The sequence below is a fragment of the Gorillibacterium timonense genome (genome assembly GCF_001457415.1).
GTDB classification, from domain to species: Bacteria; Bacillota; Bacilli; order Paenibacillales; family NBRC-103111; genus Gorillibacterium; species Gorillibacterium timonense.
This window is the reverse complement of record NZ_LN881721.1, coordinates 1-15,029: the sequence shown is the minus strand read 5'-3', so window position 1 is coordinate 15,029 and position 15,029 is coordinate 1. Positions and strand designations below refer to the sequence as shown.

Genomic DNA, 15,029 nt, shown 5'->3' with positions numbered 1-15,029 from the left:
TGCTTACTTGCCGAGACAAAATTGCGAGAAAATCTGATCGACGAGCGAATCAGCCATCTGATCGCCGACGATCTCACCGAGAAATTCCCATGCCCGGCGAAAGTCGATTTGAATCATATCGATCGGCACATACTGATCCGCCGCAGCCACTGCGTCCTGCAGTGCTTCGTTCGCCTGCCTCAGCAGTTGAATGTGCCGTACATTGCTGACATAAGTAAAATCGCTGCCCTCCACATCACCTAAGAAGAACAGATCGGTAACCGCCTTTTCCAGACGATCAAGTCCTTCCTCTTCAAGTACAGACATGCGAACGATCCGCTCCGCTGGGTACCACTCGGATACCACCTGCATGTCCACCTGTTCCGGCAGATCGGTTTTGTTCAGGATCACAAGGGTCGGACGAGAATGAAGCTCCTTAAGAAGCCGTCTCTCATCATCGTTCAAGGATTCGTTGGCATTCAGCACGAACAGGATCAGATCAGCTTCATCCAGGGCACCGAGAGAACGTTCTACCCCGATCTTCTCCACCACATCCTCCGTCTCGCGAATGCCGGCTGTATCGAGCAGCTTCAGGGGAATCCCGTTCATCGTAACATATTCCTCGATCACATCTCTAGTTGTCCCAGGGATGTCTGTTACAATCGCGCGGTTCTCCTGGGCAAGCGCGTTCAAGAGTGAAGATTTGCCGACATTCGGTCTCCCGACGATCGCAGTCGTGATCCCTTCGCGGATGAGCTTTCCTTCCCCGGCCGACTTGAGGAGAGCTCCCACCTGGCGAATCGCATCGGTTCCCTTATCCCGAATGAACGCGGTCGTCAGTTCCTCCACATCATGCTCGGGATAGTCGATATTGACCTCCAGATGCGCCATGACTTCGACAAGCTGCTGTCTCAGCTTCTTCACTTTTTGGGATAGCGAGCCTTCCACCTGCTTGAGAGCGACCTTATGCGCTTTGTCCGATTTGGCGCGGATCACATCGATGACCGCCTCCGCTTGAGTCAAATCGATCCGCCCGTTCAGGAAGGCGCGTTTCGTAAATTCGCCCGGTTCCGCTAACCTCACTCCACCTGCGAGAAGCAGGTCCAGCACCCTCTTCACCGAGACAAGCCCGCCGTGACAGCCGATCTCCACCACATTCTCCATCGTAAAAGAACGCGGAGCAAGCATCACTGTAACGAGCACTTCCTCCACGGTTTCTCCCGTCAGCGGATCTGCGATATGACCGTAATGAACGGTATGGCTTGCGGCATTCTTCAGCTTGTCCGCCGGGCGAAACAGGCGATCGGCTTGTTCCACCGCTTCAGGCCCGCTAACGCGAATAACCGCGATGCCCCCTTCTCCAAGCGGAGTCGAAATCGCTGCTATCGTATCCTCCATCATGTTGAATTCCACCATCCTTTCGAACAATTCGATGCAATCTATCCTATCGCAAGAAGAAACGGCCAATCCGCTCCCTAAAGAGGCGGCGTCCGTTTCTTTCCAGTCGTTTAAAAAAGGAGCAATGACCCGTGAAAACCCTAGAGCGTGTTCGCAAACCCATGAAACGGTCGGGTTTGCAAACACGCTCTAAGTCATTGCGCCTCGTATCCACTCTTTTGCTTATTCAGGCAATCGCCCGATGATGAGTCCGTAACCTTACTGGGAACGCAAAGCGATGATGATACGCCGGTTCGGTTCCTCTCCCTTGCTGAACGTCTTCACGCCGGAGTAATTCTGCAGATAGGAATGAATGATCTTCCGCTCTTGAGGCGGCATCGGTTCAAGCACAACCTCTTTGCGTGTCTTGATGACCCGCTGGGCGAGGCGGCGAGCCAAATCCTCCAGCGTTTTCTTCCGGCGTTCCCGGAATTTCTCCGCATCCAACACGATGCGGATGTGGGAATTCGAATATCGGTTCCCCACGATGTTCGTCAGGTACTGAAGAGCATCCAGTGTTTGGCCACGGCGTCCGATCAGGATGCCGAGCTCGGGACCGGTCAGGTTGAGAAGCGTTCCTTCTTCATCCTCCTGCCGTTCCACCTGCACCTCAAGCTCCATCGTTTTGAAGACCTCGGCCAGAAAGAGCTCCGCTTCTTCGATGGGGTCTGGAATCTTCTCCAGCTCCACCTTCGCATCCTTCGTGCCGATCAATCCGAACAGCCCCTTGCTCGGCTGCTCAAGTACCGTTACCTTGACTCGCTCGGCCGGCAGATTCCACTGCTTCAGTCCGGCGTTAACCGCTTCATCAATCGTTTTCCCCGTAAAAACGGCCTTCTTCATAATATCGGGACCACCCCTATTATTTAGATGGTTTCTTCGCGGATTTGCCGGCAGGCTTGTTGCTCTTGCTGGCCTTATTTGCTGCGCCTGCGGAAGTGTTGCTTTTCTTCTTCGCCGAGGCTCCGGCGCTTGAACCTTCACCAGCGGTAACCACAGCGGTACCGCCGGATTTGTCCCGATAAATGACCAAGTTTTGAATGATCGTAAAGACATTGGAGTAAATCCAGTACAACGGCAGAGCGGCCGGGAAGCTGCGCGACATGAAGAAGATCATGACCGGGAAAATCAGCATGATGGTCTGCATAGCACCCATCTGAGCCGTCTGCTGCTTCGGCATCAGCTTCTGCTGCAGGAACGTGGTCAGCGCTGCTATGATCGGCAGGATCCAGTGGTCAGGAGTACCGAGCTGCAGCCACAGAAATGTGTGATCGCGGATTTCCGGCGTCCGGAAGATCGCATGGTAGAGAGCGATCAGCACGGGCATCTGAATGAAGATCGGGAAACAGCCGGCCATCGGATTGACGTTGTTCTGGGTGAACAGCTTCATCGTCTCTTCCTGCTGCTTTTGCGGTTCATCCTTGTACTTCTCTTTGATCTTGGCGAGCTCCGGCTGGAGAGCCTGCATCGCCTTGCTGCTCTTGTACTGCTTGAGCGTGAGCGGCAACACTACAAAACGGACAATGATGGTGACGATCAGGATCGAGATCCCGTAGGCACCACCCGTGAGATGAGCGATGTATTTGAGAAATTCCGATAAAGGTCCGACAAAAAAGCGGTCCCAAATCCCGTTGCTGGGACTGATTATACGAATGGACCCGTCCTTATTCGTTGTCGAACAGCCGGCCAGAAGCAAGATGAGGGCCAGCGGCCACAGTTTATACAAGCGTCGTACCAAAAGAGTTCCTCCCGAAGCCATTGTCAATTGCATGTACAACCCCAAATATAACATAAGTACAGAAACAAATAAACAAGCCGTCTCCAAGGATTTCCGGACGGCAACCTCCTCCGTATGGAGTTACGGACGAGCGCTGCTCTGGTTCCGCTTTTTCTCCTTCAAAACACCGGAACGCTTCATTACATGGTAGAGGCTTTTTTTCATTTCCTCATAGTCCATCTCCGCGACAGGCTTGCGCGCGATGATGACGATATCGAGTCCGGGCAGAAGATCCTCCCCACCAAGCCGGATGATCTCCTTCATTCTTCTGCGGATTCCATTGCGGACAACCGCGTTGCCCAGCTTTTTGCTGACCGATACTCCGAGGCGAAAGGGTCCCGATTCTTTTTGCGGCAAATAATAGAGAACAAATTGAAGGTTGGCTGCCGACTTCCCCCTCCGGTACACCCGGTTGAAATCTTCTCGTTTGGCTAGGCGATGCTCTTTTTGCACAGGAGGCTCCTTCCCGTCGATTCTCGCTACAGCTTTGACGTCTTCGGACCAAAATATAAGCTCAGGAACTTATTGAAAAAGAAAAAAGACCACGCTCGTGGTCTTCCGGTTATGCGGACAGTTGCTTTCTGCCTTTGAGCCGGCGAGCCGCCAAAACCTTGCGACCGTTCTTCGTGCTCATCCGTTTACGGAATCCGTGCACTTTCTTGTGCTTCCGCGTATTCGGTTGGTAAGTCGGTTTCATCTATTTGCACCTCCTGAGGATATCCATCCTTAAAAATACCTTTCACCATTAAACCATTTTCGATCTCTAAAGTCAACACGAGGAAACCGGTTTGTCCCTCTTTTCGAATGGCCGGCAGCACCCTGTGGAAAAGGTAAAAATCCCGCTTGTGCACAACCTGACAGCGCGTTTTGCACAGATTGTCGATTTGCGAACAGCTTATTCACAATATGTAGTACTGTGCACAATTGCGTAACACTATCTATGGAATTTGTGGATAAAAGATAAATTTCGTTGAAACAAAAGGCTTTGTTTGATATATTATTATTACTTTGGCTTGTGGATAGTACGTGAAATCGAGGATAATTATTCACACCCTGTGGATAACTCTGTTAACAATTCTCCATTCTTCTTTGTATCTTTGCCCACAAACGGGTTATTATGTGGATAACCTTCATCTTTGTCAAACGGCTCATGTCCCTATTCCTTTGTCGGGCAAGAGCCGTTTGCGTCGTTCCTGCCGGGATGCTGTCGAACCTTCTGCCGCCTCCCGTTTCAAGGAGCTCTTTTTTTCTCAACGCGGTTTTTGCCGTTGCACTTTTTAAAGGAGTGAATTTCGTAGTGGATCGTCAAGTCAATGATCGGTGGCAGCAGGTGCTCTCCGCCATTCAGACCCGACTCAGCAAACCCAGCTTCGATACTTGGCTCAAATCGACGAAAGCCAGCGTATTTACGGACCGGTCGCTCGTCATTTGCGCTCCCAATAACTTTGCCCGGGAATGGCTGGAGTCCCGCTATGCGAAGCTGATTACCTCAACTGTGTATGAAACCCTCGGGATCCAGGTGGAGGTCCAATTCGTGTTGGAAGAGGAAGCCCAGACGCTTGCTGCCGCGCAAGCAGCCGTCCCGGCTCCTGTCGCTGCGAAGCCGGTCGTTCAAGCCGAGGAGAACTTCGCCAGCATGCTAAATCCGCGCTACACCTTTGACACTTTCGTCATCGGCTCCGGCAACCGGTTTGCTCATGCGGCTTCTCTCGCTGTTGCGGAGGATCCCGCAAACTCCTACAACCCGCTGTTCCTCTATGGCGGGGTCGGACTGGGCAAAACCCACTTGATGCATGCCATCGGACACTACGTCCTCCAGCACAATCCAACGGCTAAGGTGCTTTACATCTCCAGCGAGAAGTTCACCAACGAGTTCATCAACGCCATCCGCGACAACCGCGGCGAGAGCTTCCGCAACAAATACCGCAGCATCGATGTCCTCCTCATCGACGACATCCAATTTTTGGCTGGTAAGGAGCAGACCCAGGAGGAATTTTTCCACACCTTCAACGCTCTTCAGGAGGAGCGCAAGCAGATCATCATCTCGAGCGACCGCCAGCCGAAGGAGATCCCCACCCTGGAGGAGCGGCTGCGCTCCCGCTTCGAGTGGGGCCTCATCACAGATATCCAGCCGCCCGATCTCGAGACGCGGATTGCCATTCTGCGCAAAAAAGCGCGTTCCGAGAACCTGGAAATTCCTAATGAAGCGATGGTCTACATCGCCAATCAGATCGACACCAACATCCGCGAGCTGGAAGGCGCGCTCATTCGCGTCGTCGCTTATTCGTCGATGATGAATCAGGACGTCACGGTAGCGCTTGCCGCCGATGCGCTGAAGGATATCATTCCGTCCAGCCGGCCGCGCGTGATCACCATTCAAGACATTCAACAGAAAGTCGGCGAATTTTACGGCCTGCGCATGGAGGACTTCAAGGCCCGCAAACGGACGAAGGCCGTGGCGTTCCCTCGCCAAGTGGCCATGTACCTGTCCCGCGAGTTGACCGATTATTCTCTGCCGAAGATCGGCGAAGCGTTCGGCGGACGCGACCATACGACCGTCATTCACGCCCATGAGAAAATCGCGATGAGCCTGCAGGAGGATCAAGAGCTTTCCCGCATCCTGCAGAACATCACAGAGAAAATCAAACAGGCCGGTCTCTAGGCTTGTCCTTCTGTGGATACGCCAATTCTCTGTGCACATTCTATTCACATGTGGATATCCATGCGCGTACTCGTCTTTTCCCACATATCCACATATTCAGTGCCCCTACTACGAATTCTATCTTTTAAAAGACATTTAGTAATAAGACGAAGAGTCAAGATTCCACCCCTCTTTACAGCCTATGCTCCAGGCTGCGAATTCAGAACCGGAGGTCTTCCCAGTGAAATTGTCCATCTTGAAAGAACACTTGAATGAATCCATCGGCAACGTATCCAAAGCGATCACCAGCCGTACGCCGATTCCGATCTTGAGCGGCATTAAGTTCGATGCGACGGAAGAAGGGGTAAGGCTGACCGCAAGCGACGCTGATATTACGATTCAATCCTTTATTCCGGCAGAGAAGGACGGAGTCCAAATCATCCGGCTCGACCAAACAGGCAGCGTTGTGCTTCCCGCCAAATTTTTCGGAGAGATCATCAAGAAGCTCCCTTCCCACGAAATCGAAATTGAAATCCGTCCGCCGTTCCTCGCGACCATTCGTTCCGGAGGTTCGGAGGTTCAGGTCGTCGGTCTTGATCCGGAGGAATATCCACAGCTTCCGTTAATCGAGGAGAAAAAGGTCGTCTCCGTTCCGAGCGATCTGCTCAAGACGATGATCCGTCAAACCTCCTACGCTGTGTCCACCAGCGAAACGACTCCGATTCTAACCGGCGTATTGTGGAATCTGGACGAGCAAGGGCTCAAGTTCATCTCTTGCGACCGTCACCGACTCGCCCAACGGGAAACTCCGCTTGCAGCTGATGCGGAGCAATTCTTCCGCGGTGTCGTCATCTCCGGCAAAACGCTGAACGAGTTGTCCAAGGTTCTCCCGGATGAGAATTCGCTGACCGATATCGTCGTGTCCGACAATCAAGTGCTGTTTCGCATGAACAATCTGCTCTTCTACAGCCGCATGCTGGAAGGAACCTATCCCGATACCTCCAAGCTGATCCCGAATCAGTTCCAAACGGAAATCGTGGTCAGCGGCAAGCTGCTCACGGAAGCGATCGACCGGGCTTATCTGCTGTCGCGTGAAGAGAAGACGAATATCGTCAAGCTCGTCATGAACGAAGACCACACTCTGGAGATTTCGTCCAGCTCGAGTGAGATTGGCAAGGTCACCGAGACCATTCCGGTGGAGCAGCTCACCGGCAATTTGCTCCGAATTTCGTTTAACTCCAAGTACATGCTCGACGCGCTGCGCGTCATCGACAGTGAAACGGTCCGGCTCGGCTTCACGGGCGCCATGAGCCCGATCATCATTGAGCCGCTCGGCGACACGAAGGTGCTGCAGTTGATTCTCCCCTATCGGACGACGAATTGAGGATGCTTATGAAAACCGTTGAAATCAACACGGACTATATTGCGCTGGGGCAATTTTTGAAGCTGACGGACTGCATCTCCTCTGGAGGACAGGCGAAAGCCTTTTTGCAGGAGGCGGTTATTCGTGTGAACGGAGAAGCCGAGAACCGGCGCGGACGCAAGCTGGTGGATGGGGACAAGATTGAAGTGGCCGGCTTTGGAGAGTTTCGGATTGCGAGGAAAGCCTGATCATGTTCCTGAAAAAGCTGTCGCTTTCTCATTACCGGAATTATGAACAGCTGACGCTTGAGGTGAAATCGGGGGTCAACCTCTTCGTCGGGCCGAACGCCCAAGGGAAAACGAACCTGCTCGAGGCCATCTATGTCCTCGCCCTCACCAAATCCCACCGGACGCATCAAGATCGGGAGCTCATCGGTTGGAACCGGGAAGAGGCTTCTCTCTACGGAGAGGTGGACAAGAAATACGGTCCGGTGAACCTTTCCCTCACCTTGTCCAAGCAGGGCAAGAAGGCGCGTGTGAACGGGCTCGAGCAGCGCCGCTTAAGTGAATTTATCGGCTCCTTCAACGTGGTGATGTTCGCGCCGGAGGATCTCGAGATCGTCAAGGGCGCCCCGGGGATCCGGCGGCGTTTTCTCGATATGGAGATCGGCCAAGTCTACCCCTCCTACCTCTATGAATCGATGCAGTACCAGAAGGTGCTTGCGCAGCGGAACAACTTCCTGAAGCAGGTCGAATTCGGAAAAGGCGTGGATGAAGCCTTGCTCAGCATCTGGGATGAGCAGCTTGCCCGCCACGGTACTAAAATCATGAAAAAACGTCAAAGCTTTATAGAGAAGCTGCAAGTTTGGGCGGAGCGGATTCATTCGGGAATCACTGCGGGACTTGAGGAGCTCAAGATCCAGTACAAGCCCTCTTTTGCCGGGGCGGAAGAAGAAGAATCTATTCTATTTGACAACTTTATGGTACAGTTAAACAAGGTGAGAAATCAGGATTTGCGCAGGGGCACGACCTTGATCGGACCGCATCGGGACGACATGGTCTTTTCTATAAACGGCAAAGAGGCGCATGTCTTCGGCTCTCAGGGGCAGCAAAGGACCACCGCGTTGTCGCTGAAACTTGCAGAGCTCGAGCTCATCCGCGAGGAGGCGGGAGAGTACCCGATCCTGCTCCTGGATGATGTCTTGTCCGAGCTTGACCAGAACCGGCAAACCCAGTTGATCGAGACTTTTCAGGACAAGGTGCAGACGTTTATCACCACGACCGGCACCGAGAGCATTGATGTGTCCAAATTGCGGGATGCCGCTGTTTTTCGTGTGAAGAACGGCGGGTTCCAGATGGGCCACGAGGCCTAAAATTCGCTCGAGAGGCAGAGGGGGACGTCAAGGTGTATATCCATTTGGGCGGTGAACGCATCATCCGTTCGTCGGAGCTCATCGCCATTTTTGACTTGTCCATCGAGAAGAATTCGAAGATCTCGAAGCAGTTCATCACGGAAGCGGTCAAGGAAAAGAAAATCGAGATCATCGGCGAAGAAGAATGCAAATCGCTCGTGGTGACTGTCGATAAGGTGTATTATTCCCCGATCTCCTCCGCTACGCTCAAGAAGCGAGCGGTCAGCCTTTCGATGAATTAATCCGAATCCGACCGAGGCTGAAGAAGCCATCACTCGATAAAAAGTAGGTGAAAGTCCAGTGAACGAGCATCAAAATTCGTATGACGCCAGTAAGATCCAGGTGCTGGAAGGACTTGAAGCGGTCCGCAAGCGCCCGGGGATGTATATCGGTTCGACCAGCTCAAGGGGCTTGCACCATCTGGTCTGGGAAGTCGTCGACAACAGCATCGACGAAGCTTTGGCCGGCGTATGCGACAAGATCGACGTTGTGATTCACGAAGACAACAGCATCACCGTTACGGACAACGGTCGGGGTATCCCGGTCGGCGTTCAGGAGAAAATGCAGAAATCCGCACTTGAAGTTGTTCTGACGGTCCTTCACGCCGGAGGCAAATTCGGCGGCGAGGATTCCGGCTATAAGGTGTCAGGTGGGCTTCACGGGGTCGGGATTTCTGTCGTCAATGCTTTGTCCGAACAGCTGATCGCTCAGGTTAGACAGAACGGCAAGGTTTATCAACAGGAATACCGCCGCGGCATTCCGCAGTATGACGTGAAGGTTGTCGGGGAATCGGAGGAGACGGGGACGAAGATCACCTTCAAGCCCGATCAAGAGATCTTCCAGGAAACCACCGAGTATGAGTACGAAGTGCTTCAGTCCCGGCTTCGGGAGCTGGCCTATTTGAATAAAGGCATTGAGATCAACCTGATTGACGAGCGGACGGATGTCAGCCATTCCTACCGGTATGAAGGCGGGATCGTCTCCTTCGTCGAGCATCTGAACCAGAACCGGGAGCCTCTGCATCCGGCTATCTATGTGAGCGGAAGCAAGGACGCCATACAGGTGGAGATCTCCATCCAGTACAACAACAGCTACAACGAGAACATCTACTCGTTCTGTAACAACATCCACACTCATGAAGGCGGAACCCATGAATCCGGCTTCAAGAGCGCGCTTACGCGGATCTTGAACGACTATGCCCGGCGCATCGGCGTCCTCAAGGAAAACGACGGCAACTTAAGCGGCGAGGATGTCCGGGAAGGCATGACGGCGATCATCTCGGTGAAGGTGCCGGAGCCGCAGTTCGAAGGGCAGACGAAGACGAAACTCGGTAACAGTGAGGTGCGAGGTATCGTCGAATCGATGTTCGCCGACAAGCTCGATACATTCCTCGGCGAGCATCCGGCCGTTGCCCGGCGCATTGTGGAGAAGGGAATCCAGGCTTCCCGCGCCCGCGAAGCGGCCCGCAAAGCCCGCGAGCTCACCCGCCGCAAGAGCGCTCTCGAAGTCAGCTCTCTGCCGGGCAAGCTGGCGGATTGCTCCTCCCGCGACGCCACGATCAGCGAGATGTTCATCGTCGAAGGTGACTCTGCCGGCGGCTCGGCCAAGCAAGGTCGGGACCGGCATTTCCAAGCGATTTTGCCGCTTCGGGGCAAAATTCTCAACGTGGAGAAGGCCCGTCTCGACCGAATTCTGTCCAACGCCGAAATTCGCGCGATGATTACGGCGATCGGCACCGGGATCGGCGACGACTTCGACATCGCCAAAGCCCGGTACCACAAAGTCATCATCATGACGGACGCCGACGTGGACGGAGCCCATATCCGGACGCTCATGCTGACGTTCTTCTACCGGTACATGCGCAAGCTGATCGAAGCCGGCTATATCTACATCGCACAGCCTCCGCTCTACAAGCTGGAGCGAAACAAGGTGGTCCGGTATGCTTACAACGACAAGCAAAAAGAACGGATCATGCAGGAAGATTTCGGCGGCGCCGATTCCAAGGTTGCGGTTCAGCGCTATAAAGGTCTCGGGGAAATGAACCCGGAGCAGCTGTGGGACACCACCATGGATCCGGATACCCGCTCCATGATGCAGGTCAGCATCCACGATGCCATCGACGCCGATCAGATTTTTGACACCTTGATGGGCGATAATGTTGAGCCACGCCGCGATTTCATCCAGGACCATGCGAAGCACGTGAGAAACCTGGACTTCTAAACGGAGTAAACGGACACCGTTCGAATAAGAAGACCTGCGGCAGGGTCCCGATATCGGGACCCCCGCGCGTTTATTCGCCCCATACATTTTGTCTTCAAATTTGAGAAACGCGCGCGTCCCTTGTTCAAATGGACGGGCTGCCGTTTCTTCTTACCTGAGGAGGGTACACCACCATGGCGGAAGAAATGCATCCGCAAATCAGTGAAAGGGACATCGGTTCGGAAATGCGCGAATCCTTTATGGAGTATGCGATGAGCATCATCGTTCAGCGCGCCCTTCCCGATGTTCGCGACGGCCTTAAGCCGGTGCATCGACGTATCCTGTACGCCATGTCAGAGCTCGGCATGTCTCCCGACAAGCCGCATAAGAAGTCGGCGAGAATCGTCGGGGAAGTCATCGGGAAATACCATCCCCATGGCGATTCCGCGGTTTACGAGACCATGGTCCGTATGGCGCAGGATTTCTCTCTGCGTTATCCGTTAGTTGACGGCCACGGTAACTTCGGCTCTATTGACGGAGACTCGGCGGCGGCGATGCGGTATACGGAAGCGAGGCTCTCCAAGATTGCCATGGAGCTTCTCCGCGATATCAACAAGGAAACCGTCGATTTCATTCCGAACTATGACGGTGAGGAAATTCAACCGGATGTTCTTCCTTCTCGTTTCCCCAATCTGCTCGTGAACGGCTCCTCCGGGATCGCCGTCGGGATGGCGACGAACATTCCACCGCATAACCTCGGCGAAGTCATCGACGGCCTGAAAGCCCTCATCGACAATCCTGAGATTACGCCGCTTGAGCTGATGCAGTATATCAAAGGACCCGACTTTCCGACCGGCGGTTTTATCCTGGGACGCGAAGGCATCAAGCAGGCCTACACCACGGGACGCGGCTCCGTTACGATGCGCGCGCGGGCGGAGATCGAAGAAGTTGGCGGCAAGGCGCGGATCATCGTCAACGAGCTGCCGTATCAGGTCATCAAGGCTCGCCTCATCTCCACGATTGCTGAGATGGTCCGCGATAAGCGGATCGACGGCATCACCGATCTGCGCGACGAATCGGACCGCAACGGCATGCGCATCGTCATCGAGCTGCGCCGCGATGTCAACCCGAGCGTCGTTCTGAATAACCTGTACAAGCATACGGCCATGCAGTCCAATTTCGGGATTATCCTGCTGTCGCTCGTCAATAAAGAGCCGCGTATCCTGAACATCAAGGATATGCTGTATTATTACCTGGAGCATCAGAAGGAAGTCATCCGCCGCCGCACCGCTTTCGATCTGAAGAAAGCAGAAGCGCGCGCTCATATCCTGCTCGGCTTGCGGATTGCGCTCGACCATCTGGATGAGGTCATTCAGTTGATCCGTACGTCCCCGACCACCGATGTGGCACGGGACGGCTTGATGAGCCGGTTCGAGCTGAGCTATGAGCAAGCCCAAGCGATTCTCGACATGCGATTGGCCCGGCTCACCGGACTGGAACGCGAGAAGCTGGAAGCGGAGTATGCCGAATTAATGGAGCGGATTGCCGAATACAAAGCGATCCTCGGCAACGAAGGCTTGGTTCTCGATATCATCATGGATGAACTCGGTGAAATCCGCGCCAAGTACAACGATGAACGCCGCAGCGAAATCACGATCGGCGACGACTCCATCCTGGACGAGGATCTCATTCCCCAAGAGGATGTCATCGTCACGCTCAGCCATACCGGCTACGTGAAGCGCCTGCCGGTGAACACCTATCGCTCTCAGAAGCGGGGCGGCCGCGGAGTCATCGGCATGGATACGAAGGAAGATGATTTTGTCGAGCATCTCTTCGTCTCCAATACGCACCAATACCTGATGTTCTTCACAGACAAAGGGAAAGCGTATCGGTTGAAGGCCTATGAAATCCCCGTGATGAGCCGCACGGCGCGGGGAACGCCGATCATCAACCTGCTGCAGATCGAGCAGGGAGAGAAGATTTCGGCGGTCATTCCGATTCCCGACGACGAGAACGAGAGCTACTTGTTCTTCGCTACCCGGGAAGGGATCGTCAAGAAAACGCCTCTCGATGATTACAAATACATCCGCAAAGGCGGTTTGATTGCGGTACACCTGCGCGAGGAAGATCGACTGATCAGCGTCAAGCTGACGGATGGTAAGCAGGAGATCATCATGGGAACGAAGCAGGGCATGTCGATCCGCTTCCCCGAACAAGATGTCCGCTCCATGGGCCGGGCAGCCACAGGGGTCAAAGGGATCAGCATCGGTGAGGACGATGCCGTCATCTCGATGGACATCGCCAATGACGAGGACAGCGTGCTGATCGTCACCTCGAAGGGCTTCGGCAAGCGCACCCCGATGACCGATTACCGGATTCAATCGCGCGGCGGTAAGGGCATCAAGACGCTCAATATCACGCCGAAGAACGGGCCGGTCGTGGGCTTGAATGTCGTCAAAGAGGACGAGGACCTCATGATCATTACGACGCAGGGCACCATCATCCGGATGAGCATGGACGGCATCAACCTGATGGGACGGAATACGCAGGGCGTCCGTCTGATCAACATCAAGGAAGATGATGAGGTCGCGACGGTCTCCCGAGTGGAGAAAAGCGAGGAGATCGACGAACAGACGGAAGAAGATAGCGAAAGCTGATTGCATATCGTTCAGAAGGAGGGGGTTTTCTCCCCCTTCTTTTTGTTTTACAATAAAACCGAAGCAAATCAGTGCTATTTCACATAATGACAAAGGGGCTTATATCATGCAGAATGTTGGCGTTTCCCATCTGAAGCCGGGAAGCAAGCTTTCCGAACATGTCATCACCCGCCGGGGAACGCTGCTGTTCGAAAAAGGCAGGGCGATAACGGAAACCGACAAAGAGATTTTGGAGGCTTTTTTGATTCCATCCGTTATGATTTTCGATTCCTCGGATCAAGAAAAAGAATGGGATCAATCCGAATCGGAGGAAGCGGCTGTCACCTTTCAGGGAAAAACGGACTTTGATCTGGCTTTCAAGGAAATGCGAAGCCTACTCCGCAAAGTATTCCCGCTGCCTGCGGCAGGACAATCCATTCCGATCCTCGATATCCGCAACAAGCTCATTTCGCTGATTGAGGCGGCGGAGGACTATCATCCGTTGTTCTGCGACCCGGAGGCTGTGCGCGACGAAGATTATCTCTTCAATAACAGCGTCTATGTCGGTCTCAGTTCATATCTGCTTGCCAAATGGCATGGCCTCTCCGAAAAGGAGCACTTGCAGGTGGCTTTGGCCGGCCTGCTGCATGATATAGGGAAGACCAAGATCGATCCGGCCATTCTGGAGAAGAAAGCCCCTCTGACGTCCCATGAGCGGGAAGAAATCCAGCGTCATCCTACATACGGTTATGTTCTGCTAAAGAATGTTGCTGCCATTAATGAAGGGGTCAAGCTTGCCGCTCTGCAGCATCATGAAAGGGAAGACGGCAGCGGTTATCCGATGCGGGTCAAGGGGGACAAGATCCATCCATACGCCAAAATCGTAGCGATCACCGATATCTTCCATGCTATGACCAGCAATCGGGGCTACAAGCGTGCGGATTCTCCTTATCTGGTGTTGGATGATCTTCACCAAGAATCGTTCGGCAAGCTGGATCCGGCTCTTGTGCGGACGTTTATTGAGAAGATGACACAGTTCAGCAACGGAACGCTGGTCAAAATCAGCGACGGACGAATCGGCGAGATCATCTTTACCGACCGCTCTAATCCAACACGTCCCATGGTGAAGATCGGAGACATCATCGTCAATCTCGCTCAGGAAAGGCAGTTCTATATTCGTGAAGTCGTGGCTGGATCGTAATGATCCAGCAATTGGCTTTGACAGGGATAGATGAGCCGTGCTATAGTAAGACTCTGCTCTCGAGACGGCGATTCGCAAGAATAGAAACGACGATTCGAAAGCGGAAAAAATAATTAAAAAAAAGCTTGCTTTCTCGCCTAGACCTGTGATATATTATAAAGGTCGCCGCAAGAAAGCGACGAAAGAAAATGGTCCTTTGAAAACTGAACAACGAGTGGTAAGGACGCGACTTTCGGACTTCGGTTCGGGAGACGCACGAACAAACACGCAAGTGTTAAAGAATGAGCTTAATGAAACGATCTATAAACTTTTATGGAGAGTTTGATCCTGGCTCAGGACGAACGCTGGCGGCGTGCCTAATACATGCAAGTCGAGCGGAGTTTAC

Annotated in this window: 13 protein-coding genes and 1 rRNA gene; 9 read left to right on the top strand and 5 right to left on the bottom strand. The window is 53.5% G+C overall.

Annotated features, from left to right (window positions below):
- Nucleotides 1-3: 3 nt before the first annotated feature.
- From mnmE to rpmH, 5 genes are all read right to left on the bottom strand, one after another.
- A complete protein-coding gene (gene mnmE / locus BN2684_RS02195; protein ID WP_058300980.1) occupies nucleotides 4-1,380 on the bottom strand; it encodes a tRNA uridine-5-carboxymethylaminomethyl(34) synthesis GTPase MnmE in 1,377 nt (458 codons plus the stop codon).
- Nucleotides 1,381-1,635: 255 nt separating this feature from the next.
- Nucleotides 1,636-2,259: an RNA-binding cell elongation regulator Jag/EloR gene (gene jag, locus BN2684_RS02190; protein WP_058300552.1), complete on the bottom strand. Its 624-nt coding sequence runs from the start codon at nucleotides 2,257-2,259 to the stop codon at nucleotides 1,636-1,638.
- A gap of 19 nt (nucleotides 2,260-2,278) precedes the next feature.
- The gene (gene yidC, locus BN2684_RS02185) at nucleotides 2,279-3,154 is read right to left on the bottom strand and encodes a YidC/Oxa1 family membrane protein insertase (protein ID WP_082651698.1); all 876 of its coding nucleotides are present in this window, start codon (nucleotides 3,152-3,154) and stop codon (nucleotides 2,279-2,281) included.
- A 120-nt stretch (nucleotides 3,155-3,274) separates the two neighbouring features.
- Nucleotides 3,275-3,646, bottom strand: coding sequence for a ribonuclease P protein component (rnpA, locus tag BN2684_RS02180; protein ID WP_058300551.1), 372 nt, complete (start codon nucleotides 3,644-3,646; stop codon nucleotides 3,275-3,277).
- Nucleotides 3,647-3,755: 109 nt separating this feature from the next.
- The gene (gene rpmH, locus BN2684_RS02175) at nucleotides 3,756-3,890 is read right to left on the bottom strand and encodes a 50S ribosomal protein L34 (protein WP_058300550.1); all 135 of its coding nucleotides are present in this window, start codon (nucleotides 3,888-3,890) and stop codon (nucleotides 3,756-3,758) included.
- 600 nt (nucleotides 3,891-4,490) lie between these two features.
- Here rpmH and dnaA point away from each other — a divergent pair.
- From dnaA to BN2684_RS02130, 9 genes are all read left to right on the top strand, one after another.
- Nucleotides 4,491-5,855 carry a chromosomal replication initiator protein DnaA gene (gene dnaA, locus BN2684_RS02170; protein WP_058300549.1) on the top strand — a complete coding sequence of 455 codons (1,365 nt, stop codon included), beginning with the start codon at nucleotides 4,491-4,493 and terminating at the stop codon, nucleotides 5,853-5,855.
- 220 nt (nucleotides 5,856-6,075) lie between these two features.
- Nucleotides 6,076-7,218 (top strand): DNA polymerase III subunit beta, encoded by a 1,143-nt coding sequence (dnaN, locus tag BN2684_RS02165; RefSeq protein ID WP_058300548.1) that lies wholly within the window; start codon nucleotides 6,076-6,078, stop codon nucleotides 7,216-7,218.
- An 8-nt stretch (nucleotides 7,219-7,226) separates the two neighbouring features.
- Nucleotides 7,227-7,445 (top strand): S4 domain-containing protein YaaA, encoded by a 219-nt coding sequence (yaaA, locus tag BN2684_RS02160; RefSeq protein ID WP_058300547.1) that lies wholly within the window; start codon nucleotides 7,227-7,229, stop codon nucleotides 7,443-7,445.
- Nucleotides 7,446-7,447: 2 nt separating this feature from the next.
- The gene (gene recF, locus BN2684_RS02155) at nucleotides 7,448-8,569 is read left to right on the top strand and encodes a DNA replication/repair protein RecF (RefSeq protein WP_058300546.1); all 1,122 of its coding nucleotides are present in this window, start codon (nucleotides 7,448-7,450) and stop codon (nucleotides 8,567-8,569) included.
- Between the two features lie 32 nt (nucleotides 8,570-8,601).
- Nucleotides 8,602-8,850, top strand: coding sequence for an extracellular matrix regulator RemB (remB, locus tag BN2684_RS02150; protein ID WP_058300545.1), 249 nt, complete (start codon nucleotides 8,602-8,604; stop codon nucleotides 8,848-8,850).
- A 58-nt stretch (nucleotides 8,851-8,908) separates the two neighbouring features.
- The gene (gene gyrB / locus BN2684_RS02145; protein ID WP_058300544.1) at nucleotides 8,909-10,828 is read left to right on the top strand and encodes a DNA topoisomerase (ATP-hydrolyzing) subunit B; all 1,920 of its coding nucleotides are present in this window, start codon (nucleotides 8,909-8,911) and stop codon (nucleotides 10,826-10,828) included.
- A 173-nt stretch (nucleotides 10,829-11,001) separates the two neighbouring features.
- Nucleotides 11,002-13,464 (top strand): DNA gyrase subunit A, encoded by a 2,463-nt coding sequence (gyrA, locus tag BN2684_RS02140; RefSeq protein ID WP_058300543.1) that lies wholly within the window; start codon nucleotides 11,002-11,004, stop codon nucleotides 13,462-13,464.
- A gap of 106 nt (nucleotides 13,465-13,570) precedes the next feature.
- A complete protein-coding gene (locus tag BN2684_RS02135; RefSeq protein WP_058300542.1) occupies nucleotides 13,571-14,644 on the top strand; it encodes an HD-GYP domain-containing protein in 1,074 nt (357 codons plus the stop codon).
- 309 nt (nucleotides 14,645-14,953) lie between these two features.
- Nucleotides 14,954-15,029, top strand: a 16S ribosomal RNA gene (locus BN2684_RS02130); the annotation flags it as partial.